Origin of the sequence: Halothermothrix orenii H 168 (assembly GCF_000020485.1) — a bacterium.
Taxonomy (GTDB): domain Bacteria; phylum Bacillota; class Halanaerobiia; order Halanaerobiales; family Halothermotrichaceae; genus Halothermothrix; species Halothermothrix orenii.
On the sequence record NC_011899.1, the window covers coordinates 1,041,444 to 1,057,713 of the forward strand.

Sequence of the window (16,270 nt, forward strand, 5' to 3'; positions counted from 1 at the left end):
TTTTATTAGTGTAAATTATTTTACCCCTGTCACTTCATGTGCAGGGGTATTTTTTAATGGAGTTTGTCATCCATTCCCATAGGGCCATCTCGAGACGTGTTACAATGGAAAATTATTTTGTTGCATATAACTCAATAATTTTTAAAATTACATCAACAGCTTTTTCCATGGCAAATACAGGGATATATTCATACCGGCCATGAAAGTTGTGCCCACCTGTAAAGAGGTTTGGTGTTGGTAGTCCCATATAAGAAAGACGGGCTCCATCAGTACCACCACGGATAGGGTTAACCCTGGGAGTAACCCCTACTTCTTCCATAGCCCGACGTGCTGTATAAACAATATGTATATGCTCTTTTATCTTTTCTTTCATATTATAATACTGGTCTTTAAGGTTCAGTGTAATTGTGTTTTCTCCATATTTTACATTCAAATAATCTGCAATTTTGACCATTAGATTCTTTCTTTCTTCAAATTTGTTTTTATAAAAATCTCTGATAATAAAGTCAAGCCTGGTTTGTTCTACACTTCCGGTTACAGACATTAGATGAAAGAATCCTTCATAGCCCTCGGTATGAGCGGGTATTTCCGCCGGTGGAAGCATATTTATTAATTCATTTGCTATTAGAAGAGAGTTTTTCATTTTATTTTTGGCAGTTCCAGGGTGAACATTAACACCATTTACAGTTATTTTTGCCCTGGCTGCATTAAAATTTTCATATTCCAGTTCTCCAATAGGACCGCCGTCAACAGTATAGGCAAAATCTGCGCCAAATTTATCCACCCTGAATTTATCTGCACCCTGTCCGATTTCTTCATCAGGGGTAAAGGCTATTTTAATTTCACCATGGGGGTATTCAGGGTTATTCATGAGGTGTTCAACAGCGGTAATTATTTCAGCAATTCCCGCTTTGTCGTCTGCTCCAAGAAGGGTTGTCCCATCTGTTGTAATTAAAGTCTTTCCAGTATATTTTTTTAGTTCGGGAAAATTATCAGGAGACAGGATAATATTTTTACTTTTATTGAGAACAATATCTTTTCCATTATAGTTTTCTACAATCTGTGGTTTAACATTAGTACCACTCATATCAGGGCTGGTGTCCATATGGGCGATAAACCCGATGGTGGGCACCTTATGGTCTACATTTGAGGGAACAGTAGCCATAACATATCCATATTCATCAAGGTGAACATTATTTAATCCCAGTTCTTTTAACTCATCAACAAGTAATCTGGCAAACTTTAGTTGTCCTTCAGTACTGGGGAATGTTTCTGACCCTTCCTTTGATGTTGTGCTGTATTTAACATAACTAATAAATCTATCAACTACTTTGGCCATAATAACCCCTCCATTTTCAAATATGATATATTATATATTATACCTGCTTTGAATAGTAATATAAACCATAAAGAATAATTTTTATTAAGGGGTATATTAAAAATATTTCTAAAACAATTAAATGTTGGTTTATTAACTACCGGATTTAAGATATAATAAGAAACAAGCTTATAAAATGGAGTGGTTTTTTATGGAATTAGAACATATATATGATAATATTTATTACTTTCCCCATTATGCCAATATTGGTGTGATAAAATGTGGTCCAGGTAAAGTTCTTCTGATTGATAGTGGTCTTGATAAAGGAATAGCCAGCAAATTACTAAAAAGCCTTACCCAAAATAATTTAACTCCGGTAGCTATAATTAATACTCATTCTCATGCTGACCATTGTGGGGGTAATAGTTATCTCAAGGAAAGAACGGGTCTAAAAATTTATGCACCTGAACTGGAGTCCTGTATAATTGAAAACACTATTTTAGAACCAATATATTTTTATTCGGGAGCGTCCCCCATTAAAGATTTAAAGAGTAAATTTTTAATGGCTCCACCTTCAAAAGTGGATAATGTTATTACCAGGGGAGAAAAAAGTTTGAAGATAGAAGGGATTGAACTAAAAATTTACTGGTTAGATGGTCATTCCCCCGGCCACATTGGGGTAGGTTATAACGGGATATTATTTTGTGCTGATTCTGTATTTAATAAAAGTGTTATTGATAAACATAAAATACCCTTTTTTACTGATATAAAGGGGCAGATAAAGACACTTGAACAGCTGGAGAAGCTTAATTACAATTATTTTTTACCATCACATGGTACTCTGGTTTCTGATATTAAGCCCCTTACCAGTTTAAATATGAGGGTTATTAAAAGAATAGAACAGATTATATTGAATACTCTCATTTCCAGAAAAACTACCGGAAAGATTATTTCAAAAACCGTCAGTGAAATGGGGTTTGAAATAAGGGGGCCTCAGACTTATTATTTAATGCATACTGTAATAAAAGCCTTTTTAGGTTATCTTTATAGTGAAAATAGAATAGAGATAGAGTTTGACCACAATTATCTATACTGGGTAAAGAAATAAGATAAATTTAAAGTAATAGAATAATAATAAGGATATAATTTTATTTAAAAACCTGGGGGGGTCAATTTAACTTGAAAATCATTGATTTACATTGTGATACCATCAGTAAACTGTATAAATTTTCTGGCAGACAGGGATTAAGGAGTAATGAATTACATGTTGACCTTGAAAAATTGAGACAGGCAGGTAGTAAAGCCCAGTTTTTTGCCCTGTTTCTGGACAAAAATAATTTGCCAGCAGGTACGGATTCTTATCAAATCTTTTTAGAAATGCTCGATGTTTTTAAAAAAGAGCTTGCCAAAAACAGTGACATGGTTTCCCTGGCCAGAAATTATAGTGAATTACAAAAAAATGAAAGCGAGGGTAAAATATCTGCCTTTTTAACGATTGAGGAAGGGGCTGTTCTTCAGGGTAAATTGAGTAATTTAAAAAAAATATACCGACTCGGGGTCAGGCTTATTACTTTAACCTGGAATTACCCCAATGAGATTGGTTTTCCAAACATGAAAAATTATAAAGATAAGGGTTTAACACCTTTTGGTAATGAAGTTATCCGGGAAATGAATCACCTGGGAATGATAATAGATGTATCTCACCTGTCTGATAAAGGGTTTTATGATGTTATAAATTTATCCAGAAAGCCCGTTATTGCCTCTCATTCCAATGCACGTTCTTTACATAACCATCCCCGGAATTTAACCGATGATATGATTAAACTTATTGGTGAACAAGGGGGAGTTATCGGGATTAATTTTAATTCATATTTTTTAGGGGATACAAAAATAAGCACCATTGCAGATATTATTAAACATATTAAGCATGTTAAAAAGGTCGGTGGTAGTGATGTTATTGCCCTCGGTTCAGATTATGATGGGATTTCCTGCCAGCTGGAACTCAAAAATATTGGGCAAATACCGAATCTTATTTATACCCTGGAAAAGTATGGATTCTCTGATGATGATATAGATAAATTTACCTATAAAAATGTGGAAAGAGTTATCAAGGATGTCTTAAATTAATTTGGTTTATCTGTACTGGGTTATTTATATTAATTATTTTTACAGTAAAAGGTTTTTGGGTCTTTTCAAAGAATTAATTATATAAATTTGTCTTTTATAGAGTATAGTTTCTTAATTCTATGTTTGATTACTTATGTATTTTAGAGAGGAGCTGTAGCAAGTGGAGGATAAGCAAAGGAAAGGGTTTATCAGTAAATTACCTGTATGTAATAATAAGGAATTTGGTAAAGGTTTTGTAGCAGGATTACTTGTAGCCCTGATCCTGGTTGGAGTTGTAGCACTATTTTTTAGCGGGAAAGTGGTTGAAGTAATTAACTTTGCTTCCAGGGAAGAAGTAAAAGTTATTAAACACCCTGAAGGTGAAGTCGACCCCCGTGCTAATTTATATATTAAATTCTCTAAGAAAATTGTGGATAATAATATAGTCGGGAATACTATAAGTGATGGTATGGTCAGGCTAAAACCTTTTGTTCCCGGTAGTTACCGCTGGATTAAAGGTGACGAACTTTGTTTTCTACCAGAAGAACCTTTAAATCCTTCAACTGAATATGAATTAATTATAAAACCAGGTGTTATAAAATCTGATCAATATAGACTCAACGGGGAGAAGAGGTATACTTTTCAAACCGGGCGATTTAAGGTATTATCATTTAAAATCGATGTTACTGATTCCTGGGGTGAGTGGTTAAAATTAGAAGGAAAACTTAGTTTTAATTACCCTGTGTCTTTTAAAGAGCTTGAAAAATATTTAAGACTTTATCTTTATTCGGAAAAAGAAGGAGAAATATCTTCCTTAAATTATTACTTAAAACCTTCTTCAGATAGTAATGAATTTAAAGTTATTGTCCATCGGGTTAAACTTGAGGATAAAAATCATAAAATAAAATTATTAATTAATAAAGGATTGACCTGTAAAGACGGTGGACAGGGACTTTTAAAAGACTATGTGAAACTTTCCAGAATAATTAATGAAGACCCTATCAAAGTTGGTTATATCAGGACTCAAAGTGGTTTTAATCAGGGAGAGATAAGGATAGATTTTTCTAATCCTGTGGAAGAGGAATCTATTGAAGCTTTTGTGACAGTTACTCCTGAGGTTCCTTATAATATTGAGGTTGCCCATGATGACATATATTTAATAAGTAAGGAGTTTAAACCCGGTAGAGTTTTTACCGTCACTTTAAAAAAGGGGTTACCTTCAAAAAACGCGGCTCCTCTGGCCAGAAACTATACCAGAAATTTACGCATTCCAGACCTGGACCCGGTGGTAAGGTTTAAATCACCTGGTTATTATTTAAGTAAAAAAGGTAATAAAAACATTGTGTTAGAAACAGTTAATATTGATGAAGTTGATATGAGTATCTATAAGATTTATCCCAATAACCTTGTTCATTTTTTACCAGATAGTCCTACCACTCTTTCTAAATCCAGGTTATCTCACCTGGGTAAAGTTGTTAAGGAATTTACCCTTAAAACAAATGGTGATAGAAATGAATTGAAAAAAAGTATAATCTCTCTAGCGGGTTTTATTGAAAAAGAAGGGAAGGGAATCTACCAGATAGATGTCCGGGACCGGGATCATTACTGGCGCAGTGCTTCAAAAATTGTTTTAGCTACTGATATCGGAATAGTAACAAAAGTATCTGAAGATGAACTGTTAGTCTGGGTTAATTCGTTAAGGGATCTTAATTCAATTTCCGATGTTGAGGTAACCCTGTTAAGTGTTAATAACCAGGTTATATGTAAAGGAAGAACCAATAACAGAGGGCTTGTAAGGTTTAATGGTCTTGAGGATAAAATAAAGGATTTAAAACCATATATAGTTCTCGCTGAAAAGGGAAATGATTTTTCCTTTTTGAGGCTCAGCCACGGCCGGGTAGATTTAACAGATTTTGATATAGAAGGCAGGCAATACCTTGATGAAGGTTTTGAAGGGTATTTATACACTGATAGAGGTGTTTACCGTCCTGGCGATAAAACTAATATTGCTGCCATTATCAGGGGTGACGGTGGGGTTGATATCGGTCAACTTCCCGTTAAACTTGAAGTCCTTGATCCTGCTGGAAATATTTACAGTGAACTTGTCAAAAAAACCGGGGCAGTCGGTCAACTTGAGTTTAATTTAGATTTGCCGAATTATGTCAAGACGGGCAAATATACTGCTAATCTTTATATTGCAGATAATATAATTGGTTCGACTGAATTCAATGTTGAGGAATTTGTTCCTGACCGTCTCAAGGTCAGTATAAAATCAAACAAGAATAGTTATAAGAGTGGAGATAAGGCTAAAATTATAGTAAAAGGTCTTAATCTTTACGGGCCACCGGCATCAGGACGCAAAGTGGAGCTGTCTGTCAATTTAAACAATTATAAGTTTACCCCTCCCGGTTACAGGTCATATAGTTTTGGAACTTCAGATTCAGATTTAAAAGTAAAAGACCGTCAAATTTCTTCCGGCAGCCTGAACAAAGAAGGCGTTTTCAGCTATATGTATAGTTTTCCGGAAGGCTATGATACTGGAAATATGGTTAAGGCAGTGTTTAAAGCAACTGTCAAAGAAGAAGGAGGTAGGGCTGTCAGTGCCTATTATGTTGTTGGCTACCATCCTTATGATTATTATATTGGCCTCAGACCAGGTCGCGAGAAATATGCTAAAATAAATGAACCTTATCCCATTAAATTTGTGGTAGTTTCACCTGATGGTAAAAAGGTAACGGTTGATGACCTGACTGTTAAAGTCTATAGAATTATCTCCCATGGAATATGGAAGAAAGCCTCTGATGGACACTGGTATTACGAAAGTAATGAGGAGAAATCTGAATTATTAACAAAAGACCTGGAAGTTAATTCCTCAGAAGGTGAGTTTATTTACAACCCTCCAGATTACGGGAGGTATGAAGTAGTTATTAGTGACAGGGATACAGGAAGTAAAAGCAGTCTGTCTTTTTATGCCACCGGTTGGGGGTATTCACCATGGGCTTTAACGAACCCCAATAAAATTGGATTGACGTTTGATAAAACCCTGTATAATCCTGGGGATATTGCCAGGATTCAGGTAAAAGCACCGTTTTCAGGGAAAGCCCTGGTTACAGTAGAACGGGAGAAAATCCTGGAAACAAGGATTATTGAGGTCAAAGAAAATTCAGCCCTCCTCAGAATGAAGGTTAAAGAAAACTGGAAACCAAATGTATATATATCTGTACAATTAATAAGGGAACTTAAGCCAGGTGAAGAACGGATGCCTCTCAGGGCTTTTGGTACTTCACCACTCCGTGTAAATAGTAATGATCAGAGGTTAAAAGTTAGTATAAATTCTAAAGGGGAATTGAGACCTGACAGTAAGGCCAGATTTGAAATAGAAGTAGATGGGGTTAAAAAAGAAACCTATGTGGCAGTAGCTGCTGTAGATGAAGGGATTTTACAGTTAACTTCATTTAAGACTCCTTCACCGTTTCAGTTCTTCTATGGTAAAAAAAGTCTTGAAGTAAAGAGTTATGATTTATATAATATGGTTTTACCCGAGGTCGAGAGGGTTATCAGTAACAGTTCTCCAGCTGGTGGAGAAAGTAGGGGATTTAAAGAATCCATCAGAAAAGATAATCTTAACCCCATTAGCGTGGCCAGGGTTAAACCGGTCAGTCTGTGGTCCGGGTTTATAAAAGTAAATAATGAAGGAAAAGCGGATATTGAATTTGAATTACCCCAGTTTAATGGTTCTCTCAGAGTTATGGCAGTAGCTGTCTCTGAAGATAGATATGGTTCTATAGATAAAAATGTACTGGTCCGGGATCCACTGGTTATTAAGCCGACTTTTCCCCGTTTTGTAGCCCCGGAGGATTCCTTTGTGGTTCCTGTCAATATATTCAATGCTTCAGCCGGTCCAGGTGAATTTAACCTTGAACTCTTAATTGATGGTCCTGCCCGGCTAACAGGAAAAAAAGGCAGGACTATTAAGCTGGACCAGGGCGAGGAGACAATGGTCTACTACCGGGTAAAGGCAGGTAAAGCTTCAGGTAAACTTAAATTCAAACTGAAAGTAACCGGTAATAATGTAGAGACTGATTATGATGTTGAATTACCGGTAAGGCCTGCTTCCCAGAGGGTTAATGAAATAGTTACCGGTCAGATTTCTCCAGATGATGAAATAGATTTAAAGCTGCCAGAAGGCTGGTTTAAAGGTACAGATAATTATGTTTTAACAGTTTCACCTTTCCCGGAAGTTAAGTTCAGTGAGAGTCTGAGTTATCTTTTAAACTACCCATATGGTTGCCTTGAGCAGACTGTTTCCAGTGTATTTCCATTATTGTATTTTAATGACCTGGCCAGGACTGCCGAACCGGAATTATTTGAAGATGAAAGCCATGGTTATTATATAAAAGAAGGGATAACAAAGATACAGTCTATGCAGAACAATGATGGTAGTTTTTCATTCTGGCCCTACGGTAACCTGAAAAATACCTGGGCATCAGTCTATGCTTCCCATTTCCTGGTTGAAGCTAAAAAAGCAGGGTATGAGGTGTCAAACCGGGTCTATGACCGGATGTTGAGGTATTTACAGTATGTCAGTAGATTGCAGGCTATAACCCCTGATGAACTACAGACTAAGGTATATGCCCTGTATGTTCTGTCACTGGCCGGGGAACCAGATGTTAGTAGTATGGCCTACCTTAAAAACCACCAGATGGGTAGTCTGTATCAGGATTCCAGGGCCCTCCTGGCGGCGGCATATTATCTGGCCGGAAAAAGGGAGGAATCAAAGGAATTATTGCCGTATCAGTATAACCCACCGGTGGTAGAACGTCAGACAGGGAGCAACTTTAATTCAGCTGTGAGGTCCCGGGCTTTGATTTTACTGGCTTTAACCGAGATCAATCCGGTTCATCCCTCAATCCCTGTTTTAGTAGATGATATCTCTGAAGAGGCTAGTTCTGGAAGATGGGGTACAACACAGGAAAATGCCTTTGCCCTGCTGGCAATAGGTAAGGCCCTTGATCAAAAAGGTAATGAAGAATATACCGGACAATTATATCTTGATGGTACTGAAATAGGGAACTTTAATCAGAAAAAACAGCTAGTAATAAAAGATAAAGGGCTTGGAGGAAAGAAAATTACTATAACCATGGAGGGTAAAGGAACAGCATATTATTATGCCCGGGCCAGTGGTATTCCTGAATTAAATAAAATAATAGAAAAAGATAATGGTATTAAAGTTACCAGGAAATTTTACAATAAAGCTGGGGATGAGATAGACACCAGTGAGATAATACAGGGTGAGTTAATAATAGCCGAGATAACAGTTGAAGCTGATAGAAATAAGGTTAATAATGTGGTAGTTGTTGATATGTTACCAGCTGGACTGGAAATTGAAAATCCCAGGCTGGGTTCAAGGTCACGTCTAGAATGGGCTGAAGAAAGCACCTTACCGATAGAATATCAGGATATAAGGGATGATAGATTATTATTATTTACAACCATTAAGAATAAAGGAAGAAAATATAAATACTACTATACCCTCAGAGCGGTTACAGCAGGTGAATTCACTTTACCTCCAGTTAAGGCTGAGTGTATGTATGAACCGGAGTTAAACAGTATTTCTTCTTCTGGTCAAATTAAAGTTATCAGAGGTAAGTAATTTAGGGAAGGGTCTGCCCCTGTCAGACCCTTCAATGTAATACCTGTATTTTTTATCTGGATAACATGAAGTATATGTAAAGGAGAGGGACGGTGAAGAACAGACTGATGAACCACAGATTTAAAAAACCTTTGTTTAAAATATCAGTAATAGTTATTGTAACTTTTGTACTTCTTGAAGCCCTGATCTTTATTATCCCTTTTCCAGAAGAAAAATTAAAAAGGTCCCAGTCAACCCTTGTCTATTCTAAGGAAGGTAAGGTTTTGCGGGCCTTTATATCGAAGGATGGAAAGTGGCGGATCTGGACTCCTCTTGAGGATATATCTCCCCATTTGATTAAATTTGTTGTTAATTACGAAGACCGGTTTTTTTACTATCACCCCGGGGTTAATCCCCTGGCAATAATGAGAGCATTCTGGCAAAATATAAGGACCAGGGAGATTGTTTCAGGTGGTTCTACTATTACCATGCAGGTTAGCCGCCTAATGGAACCCAAAAAAAGGACTTTAAAAAATAAGATAATTGAGGCCTTCAGGGCCCTCCAGCTGGAGCATTTTTATACAAAGAATGAAATTCTTGAAATGTATCTTAATCTGGCCCCATATGGAGGTAATATAGAGGGAGTTGAAGCAGCCAGCTATTTATATTTTGGAAAAGCTCCCTCGCAACTTAGTTATGCTGAAGCAGCTTTAATAACATCATTACCACAATCACCGACCATATTAAGGCCTGATTATAACCCTGATGGGGCACGCAAAGCCAGAAATAAAGTTCTTAAAAGGATGTTGAGGTCTGGTGTAATTGATAAAGATAGTTATTTAGAAGCTATGGAGGAACCTGTTCCTGCTTCCAGAAGGGAATGGCCTTTTATTGCCCCTCATTTATGCCGGGAGCTCCATCTTGAGAATAATGATAGGTCCAGAATTTATGCAACAATTGATAGTGACATACAACTAATGACAAAAAGGATGCTGGTTAACCATCTCCGGGCCTTTAAGAGCAAAGGCATAACCAATGGGTCTGTAGTAGTTATAGATAATAAAACCCATGAAATAAAGGCCATGGTTGGTTCTGTCAGCTTTTTTGATGAAGATAATAATGGCCAGGTAAATGGGGCCCTGGCCCTGCGTTCTCCGGGCTCTACTCTGAAGCCTTTTATATATGGACTGGGTATTTGTCAGGGAATAATAACACCTGGTCATTATTTAGAAGATGTACCAATTGACTATGGTGGCTATTCACCTGAAAATTATGATAGAACATATAATGGTATAGTATCAGCTGAAGAAGCATTGAAACGTTCTTTAAATGTTCCTGCTGTAAACCTTAATGCAAGACTTAATGAAGGTACTGATCTTTACAGATTACTGAAAAAAGCCGGGATTAGTTCTATCAGGAATTTAGATAATTATGGACTGGCTATCGCCCTCGGTGGTTGTGAAATTAATTTGCTTGAGCTTACGTCTTTATATTCTTCCATGGCCTGTGGTGGTTACTATTATGAGCCAATATTAACAGAAAACAAGAAGACAACATCGGTAAAATTATTTGATGAGGGAACCAGTTTTATAATAACAGAAATACTGACAGAATTAAGGAGGCCTGATCTTCCTGCAGCCTGGCAGTTTACTGATTTGCCCCGGATAGCCTGGAAAACAGGCACCTCATATGGGCACCGCGATGCCTGGAGTATAGGTTATAACCCCCGTTATACTGTCGGGGTCTGGCTGGGGAATTTTGATGGCAGGGGATCTCCTAATCTTGTTGGAGCCAGGGCTGCGGCTCCATTATTATTTGATATATTTAATGTCTTGAATAAAAATAATCCGACTGGATGGTTTGAAAGGCCTGATACTGTTGGAATAAGGAAAGTCTGCAGTCTCAGTGGTCAGCTTCCCAATAAATATTGCCCTGCTACTGTTGAGGAGTATTATTTAAAAGACCGTTCTCCAACTGTAAAGTGTCAGTTTCACCGTATTGTATATCTTAATGAAGAAGGTTACCGGGTTCCTAAAAGCATAAAAAAAGATTTTAACCTGGAAAGAAAAATATATATTCACTGGCCCCCCAGGATCGCCAGCTGGAGGACCAGCCATGGTTACCCAGTCTACCAGCTACCAGAATTACAACCTGATTTTCAGCATCAGCTTTCAGGTAAACCTCCGGTAATTGAATCACCGGTTGAGGGTGTTATCTATGATTTGCGGCAGGGTGTATCTGATAAATATCAAAAAATTGCTTTCACAGCTTCTGTCTCCAATGATGTTAGCCATATTTACTGGTTTGTTGATGGTAGTTTGATTGGGACAGTAAAACCTGGAGAAAAGCTTTTTTATCTGCCTGAACCCGGTGAACATGAGGTAGTTTGCCAGGATGATATGGGGCGTTTGAATAAAATTAATATAATTATTAAAAAATAAAGCAAGAGTAAAAAATAAAACAAGTGACATTTATCTAATAAACAGAGGGTGATTGAATTGGGTGTACGGTTTAAACGTGATTATGATGAAATAGTACAAGAACTGGTTGAAGCCCTGGGGAGAATAGATAACTTTTATGAATTTGTTGACCTCTCAGATGAAGAGTGGAATAGCTTAAGTCAGGAAAATCAGGAAAGGTGTTTGGAGGCTTTATCCATTGATGTTTTTTATGGTCTTGGAGGAGTTTCGTCATTCCCGGTTGGTAAAGGACAGGTAAGTTATGATCAGGATTATAACGTAATAAGAGTAACCAGTGGGGATAATGTAGTCAGTGTTATTAAACTGGATTAAATGAAATATGAACACAAGTTAAGACAGGGTTATATAAAAGAATAAACTACTTGTACGTAATACCGAGGTCTTCCCATAGTTTTAAAACAGCCCCATCCTGTTTTTTGGCTTCAACCATTACATCAAACTTATATTCCCTGGCGATTTTATAAAAATTCAGGAATTCTTCAGGATTTATGTAGTCTGCATGTTTGAGGGGGGCGTTTTTGCTTTCTGGGCTGGAAAAATGTATTTTTGGTGGTCTGTCAAGCCTGTCCCATGTAGAAAAAATATCCTCAAGATAGTCTTTTAAATTTTCTCCCTGATTGTTATAGGCGTGATGGTGAACATCCAGTACCATTGGACGGTTTATTTCCTGGCAAATAGTAAGAACATCCTTGATTGTATAATTGGTATCATCGTTTTCAACAACTATTCTTTTTTGAACTGAATCGGGGAGACGTTTAAAATTCGTGATAAACCTTTTTAAGGACTTTTCTTTATCTCCATAGACCCCACCCACATGAACTACCATTACTGCATTTTCATCTAGACCCATAGAAGTGAGCACTCTATCATGGTATTTAAGGTCCCTTATTGCATTCTGAAATTTTTCTTCATGTTTAGTATTGATTACAGTATATTGCCCCGGGTGAGTACTTACCTTTAACCCGTTCTTCTTTACTATATTACCAATTTTAGATAATTCTTCATTGAGTGTTTCTGTAAAATCCCAGATTTGGCCGAGGGGGTGATTTCCCAGGGGGATTAATTGGGATGAAAAACGATATAGTTTAATTCCTTCTGCAATATTATGCCAGAGTAATCTAATAGTATTGGTAAGGTTTTTCCGGGCGACCTTTTCCAGTCGATATATACGGCTTTCTTTATCTTTTATTTTTTTAAATTTTCCCAGAGGTACAGTACTGGCTGTAGTACAGTTTTTAATTATTGAACTGATACAGGCATACCCGAAATCAATGTTCTGGATATCCAATGAGATAACTCCTTTTTTTATTTTGAATTAAAAAGCATTATATATTGTTAATCTTTATTTAGTTTTATTTTTTTATTATGTTGCCTTTTATATACAGTAAGGTAATTCCAGCAATAAATAATAGATAATTTTTTGATAAAGTTAACTACCTGGGTTTAATTTAATGATATTGGTTTAATTTAATGATATTTTTTTATTTTGGCAGGTAAGTTCGGCCTGTGCCTATAAGTATAATAATAAAATTGAAGTAAAATACATAAGTTGTTATTTTTTTAAAACCAAAGGTATTGACCTGTATTTAGTTAAAAGTAAAAACCACTTATAGTTATTCTAACATTTCACAGGGAGGTATTTTTAGTGACTATTAAGACATCCGACTGGCTAAAATCAGCTATTATTTATGAGGTGTTTCCACGAAACCATACACAAGAAGGAAATATTCAGGGGATAACCAGGGACCTGGAAAGAATAAGGGAACTGGGGGTTGATATCGTCTGGTTAATGCCTGTATATCCTGTCGGCAGGAAAGGAAGAAAAGGCAAAGAGGGAAGTCCCTATGCTATAAGGGATTACAGGTCTATTGATCCGGCTCTGGGAACATCTGAGGATTTTAAAAAATTGGTAGATAAGGCCCATCGACTCAAATTAAAAGTTATAATTGATGTTGTATTCAATCATACAGCTATTGATTCGGTACTGGTTAAAAAGCATCCAGAGTGGTTTTATAAAACACCAGAGGGGGAGATATCAAGAAAAATTGATGACTGGTCAGATATCGTTGACCTTGATTTTTCCAGTTCTAAATTAAAAGAGTATTTAATTGATACCCTCCAGTACTGGGTAGACCTGGGGGTTGATGGGTTCAGGTGTGATGTAGCAGCATTGGTTCCATTAAGCTTCTGGAAAGAAGCCAGAGAACAAATTAAAACCGACAGGGAAATTATATGGCTAGCTGAAAGTGTTGAAAAATCTTTTGTTAAATTTTTGAGGGAGTCAGGATATGTATGCCATTCAGATCCCGAGCTCCATGAGGTTTTTGACCTGACTTATGATTATGATGGTTTTGAATATCTTAAATCTTACTTTAAAGGGCAGGGACAAATACATGATTATATAAATCACCTTTATATTCAGGAAACTTTGTACCCGGAAAATGCCATCAAGATGCGTTTTCTGGAAAATCATGATAATGTAAGGATTGCTTCTATTATTAAAGATAAAACCCGTTTAAAAAACTGGACTGCTTTTTATCTTCTTTTACCTGGTGCTTCTTTAATATATTCTGGTCAGGAGTACGGGATCGATAATACACCTGATTTATTTAACCAGGATCCTATTGACTGGGAAACTGGTGATCCTGATTTTTATTCATATATGAAAAGACTGGTCAGTATTGCGAGAAAAATAAAGTCTAACTGTTACCGGTTCAGTATTAAAGAAATCGTTAAGGGGATTATTGAAATAAAATGGCAGGGTCGTGAGGACTGTTATCTGTCTCTCCTGAATCTTGAAGACAGGTATGGGTATCTTGACTGTAATAGTGTTTATTCCGGGTATGATATGTTAAACGACCGGGTATATGAATCAGGGGAAAAAATGAAAATAGAGAAAAATCCCCTTATTTTAAAGCTAAAATAGATTATAAAGTAGGCAGGATAATGTATAATTATTATATTTAAGGGTTGATTTTTATAATGGAGAGGGGATAATATTAGATGGGAAAAGATAATTATGATGTAGTTGTTATTGGGGCAGTAGGTGTGGATACAAATGTCTATTTGCCCGGGCAGGATATAGATTTTGATGTGGAAGCCAATTTTACAACAAATATAGATTATCCGGGGTTGGCAGGTAGCTATACCAGTCGGGGTTTTGCCAGACTGGTTGATAAGGTAGCTGTTATTGCCTATATTGGTGAGGATCATAATGGTTGGTATGTCAAAAATGAACTGGAAGGGGATGGCATTGATTGTACTTTCTTTTTAGACCCCGTGGGGACTAAAAGGAGTATAAACTTTATGTATAAGGATGGGAGAAGGAAAAATTTCTATGATGGCAAGGCGTCAATGGAGGTAAAACCCGATATTGACATTTGCAAATCTATCCTTAAAAAAACAAATCTGGCCCACTTTAACATTGTAAACTGGACCCGTTATTTATTACCAGTGGCCAGGGAACTGGGAGTTACCATATCCTGTGATATTCAGGATATAACAGATTTAGATGATGAATACAGGCAGGATTTTATAAATTATGCAGATGTCTTATTTTTCTCAGCTGTTAACTTTAAAGATCCTGTACCTTTAATTAAAGAATTTATTAAAAGAAAACCTGATAGGATTGTCATCTGTGGTATGGGTGACAAAGGATGTGCCCTGGGTACAGAACAGGGAATAAAGTTTTATAAAGCCCTGGATATGTTAGAACCTGTTGTGGACACTAATGGGGCCGGTGATGGATTGGCGGTTGGGTTTTTATCAAGTTATTTTATAGATGGGTTTTCACTTGAGGATTCTATATTAAGAGGTCAGATTGTAGCCAGATATACATGTACTAAAAAGGCAACTTCGTCAGAATTAATAACAGGAGATAAATTAAATAAATACTTTGAAGAAATGAAAGAGTCCGGATAAAGCAATAAGAATAAATGACAGAATATAAAAAGCCCTATAAAAAGAATGTAGGTGGTTGTTATGAGAATTTATGCAATTGGAGATTTGCATTTATCTTTTGAGAATAAAGTAATCCCTGGGGACTGGGAGAAGGTTAGTCAATATAAACCCATGTCCCTGTTTGGAGACAAATGGGTTGAACATTACCGGAAAATATATAAAAACTGGAAGGCAGAGGTTACCTGTAAGGACCTGGTGTTGGTTCCCGGTGATATTTCATGGGCTATGAAGCTGGAGGAAGCTGTTTATGACCTTGAATTTATCGGGTCAATGCCCGGTAAAAAAATTTTCATAAGGGGAAACCATGATTACTGGTGGTCAGGGATAAGTAAAGTAAGGTCAATCCTTCCTGATGGTTGTTTTGCTCTGCAAAATGATTGTCTGGAATTTGAAGGGGTTTCTATTACAGGGACCCGGGGGTGGATTTGTCCCAATGAAGATAACTTTACCGAACACGATGAGAAAGTATATAAAAGGGAAGTAAACAGGTTAAAATTGTCTCTGGAGTCTATAAAAAATACTGATAAGAAAAAGATAGTGATGATGCATTATATGCCTGTTAACGAAAACCATGAACATAATGATTTTATTAAGGTTATGATAGATTATAATGTAGATATTTGTATATATGGTCATCTTCATGGGGAGGACTCCCATAAAATAAGGCTGCCTGAAGAGAAATGGGGAATAAGATTTTATCTGGTCAGTTCTGATTTTCTTAACTTTAAGCCCTTAAGGATTATTTAAAATATTTTAAAGCATACAAAAAGTTAT

Annotated in this window: 10 protein-coding genes; 8 read left to right on the top strand and 2 right to left on the bottom strand. The window is 36.5% G+C overall.

Annotation, left to right across the window (positions count from 1 at the left end):
* Positions 1-112: 112 nt before the first annotated feature.
* Positions 113-1,339, bottom strand: coding sequence for a peptidase T (gene pepT, locus HORE_RS05065; protein WP_012635905.1), 1,227 nt, complete (start codon positions 1,337-1,339; stop codon positions 113-115).
* A gap of 190 nt (positions 1,340-1,529) precedes the next feature.
* On the opposite strand from pepT, the gene HORE_RS05070 reads away from it, so the two are divergent.
* From HORE_RS05070 to HORE_RS05090, 5 genes are all read left to right on the top strand, one after another.
* Entirely contained in the window at positions 1,530-2,426 is an 897-nt protein-coding gene (locus tag HORE_RS05070; RefSeq protein WP_012635906.1) for an MBL fold metallo-hydrolase, read from the top strand.
* A gap of 71 nt (positions 2,427-2,497) precedes the next feature.
* Entirely contained in the window at positions 2,498-3,445 is a 948-nt protein-coding gene (locus HORE_RS05075; RefSeq protein ID WP_012635907.1) for a dipeptidase, read from the top strand.
* A 160-nt stretch (positions 3,446-3,605) separates the two neighbouring features.
* The gene (locus HORE_RS05080; RefSeq protein ID WP_012635908.1) at positions 3,606-9,077 is read left to right on the top strand and encodes an alpha-2-macroglobulin family protein; all 5,472 of its coding nucleotides are present in this window, start codon (positions 3,606-3,608) and stop codon (positions 9,075-9,077) included.
* 92 nt (positions 9,078-9,169) lie between these two features.
* Complete coding sequence (gene pbpC, locus HORE_RS05085) at positions 9,170-11,497, top strand: penicillin-binding protein 1C (RefSeq protein ID WP_050748604.1); 2,328 nt, start codon at positions 9,170-9,172, stop codon at positions 11,495-11,497.
* 57 nt (positions 11,498-11,554) lie between these two features.
* Complete coding sequence (locus HORE_RS05090; protein ID WP_012635910.1) at positions 11,555-11,848, top strand: hypothetical protein; 294 nt, start codon at positions 11,555-11,557, stop codon at positions 11,846-11,848.
* 46 nt (positions 11,849-11,894) lie between these two features.
* Here HORE_RS05090 and uvsE read toward each other — a convergent pair whose 3' ends face one another.
* Positions 11,895-12,824, bottom strand: a complete 930-nt coding sequence (gene uvsE / locus HORE_RS05095) for a UV DNA damage repair endonuclease UvsE (protein WP_012635911.1) — start codon at positions 12,822-12,824, stop codon at positions 11,895-11,897.
* 357 nt (positions 12,825-13,181) lie between these two features.
* Here uvsE and HORE_RS05100 point away from each other — a divergent pair, with 357 nt between their 5' ends.
* The 3 genes from HORE_RS05100 to HORE_RS05110 all read left to right on the top strand — a co-directional run bounded on the left by HORE_RS05100 (position 13,182) and on the right by HORE_RS05110 (position 16,243).
* Positions 13,182-14,462 carry an alpha-amylase family glycosyl hydrolase gene (locus tag HORE_RS05100; protein ID WP_012635912.1) on the top strand — a complete coding sequence of 427 codons (1,281 nt, stop codon included), beginning with the start codon at positions 13,182-13,184 and terminating at the stop codon, positions 14,460-14,462.
* 77 nt (positions 14,463-14,539) lie between these two features.
* On the top strand, positions 14,540-15,457 hold the full coding sequence (locus tag HORE_RS05105) for a carbohydrate kinase family protein (RefSeq protein WP_012635913.1): 918 nt from the start codon (positions 14,540-14,542) through the stop codon (positions 15,455-15,457).
* A 60-nt stretch (positions 15,458-15,517) separates the two neighbouring features.
* Positions 15,518-16,243 carry a metallophosphoesterase gene (locus tag HORE_RS05110; protein WP_012635914.1) on the top strand — a complete coding sequence of 242 codons (726 nt, stop codon included), beginning with the start codon at positions 15,518-15,520 and terminating at the stop codon, positions 16,241-16,243.
* Positions 16,244-16,270: the final 27 nt, after the last annotated feature.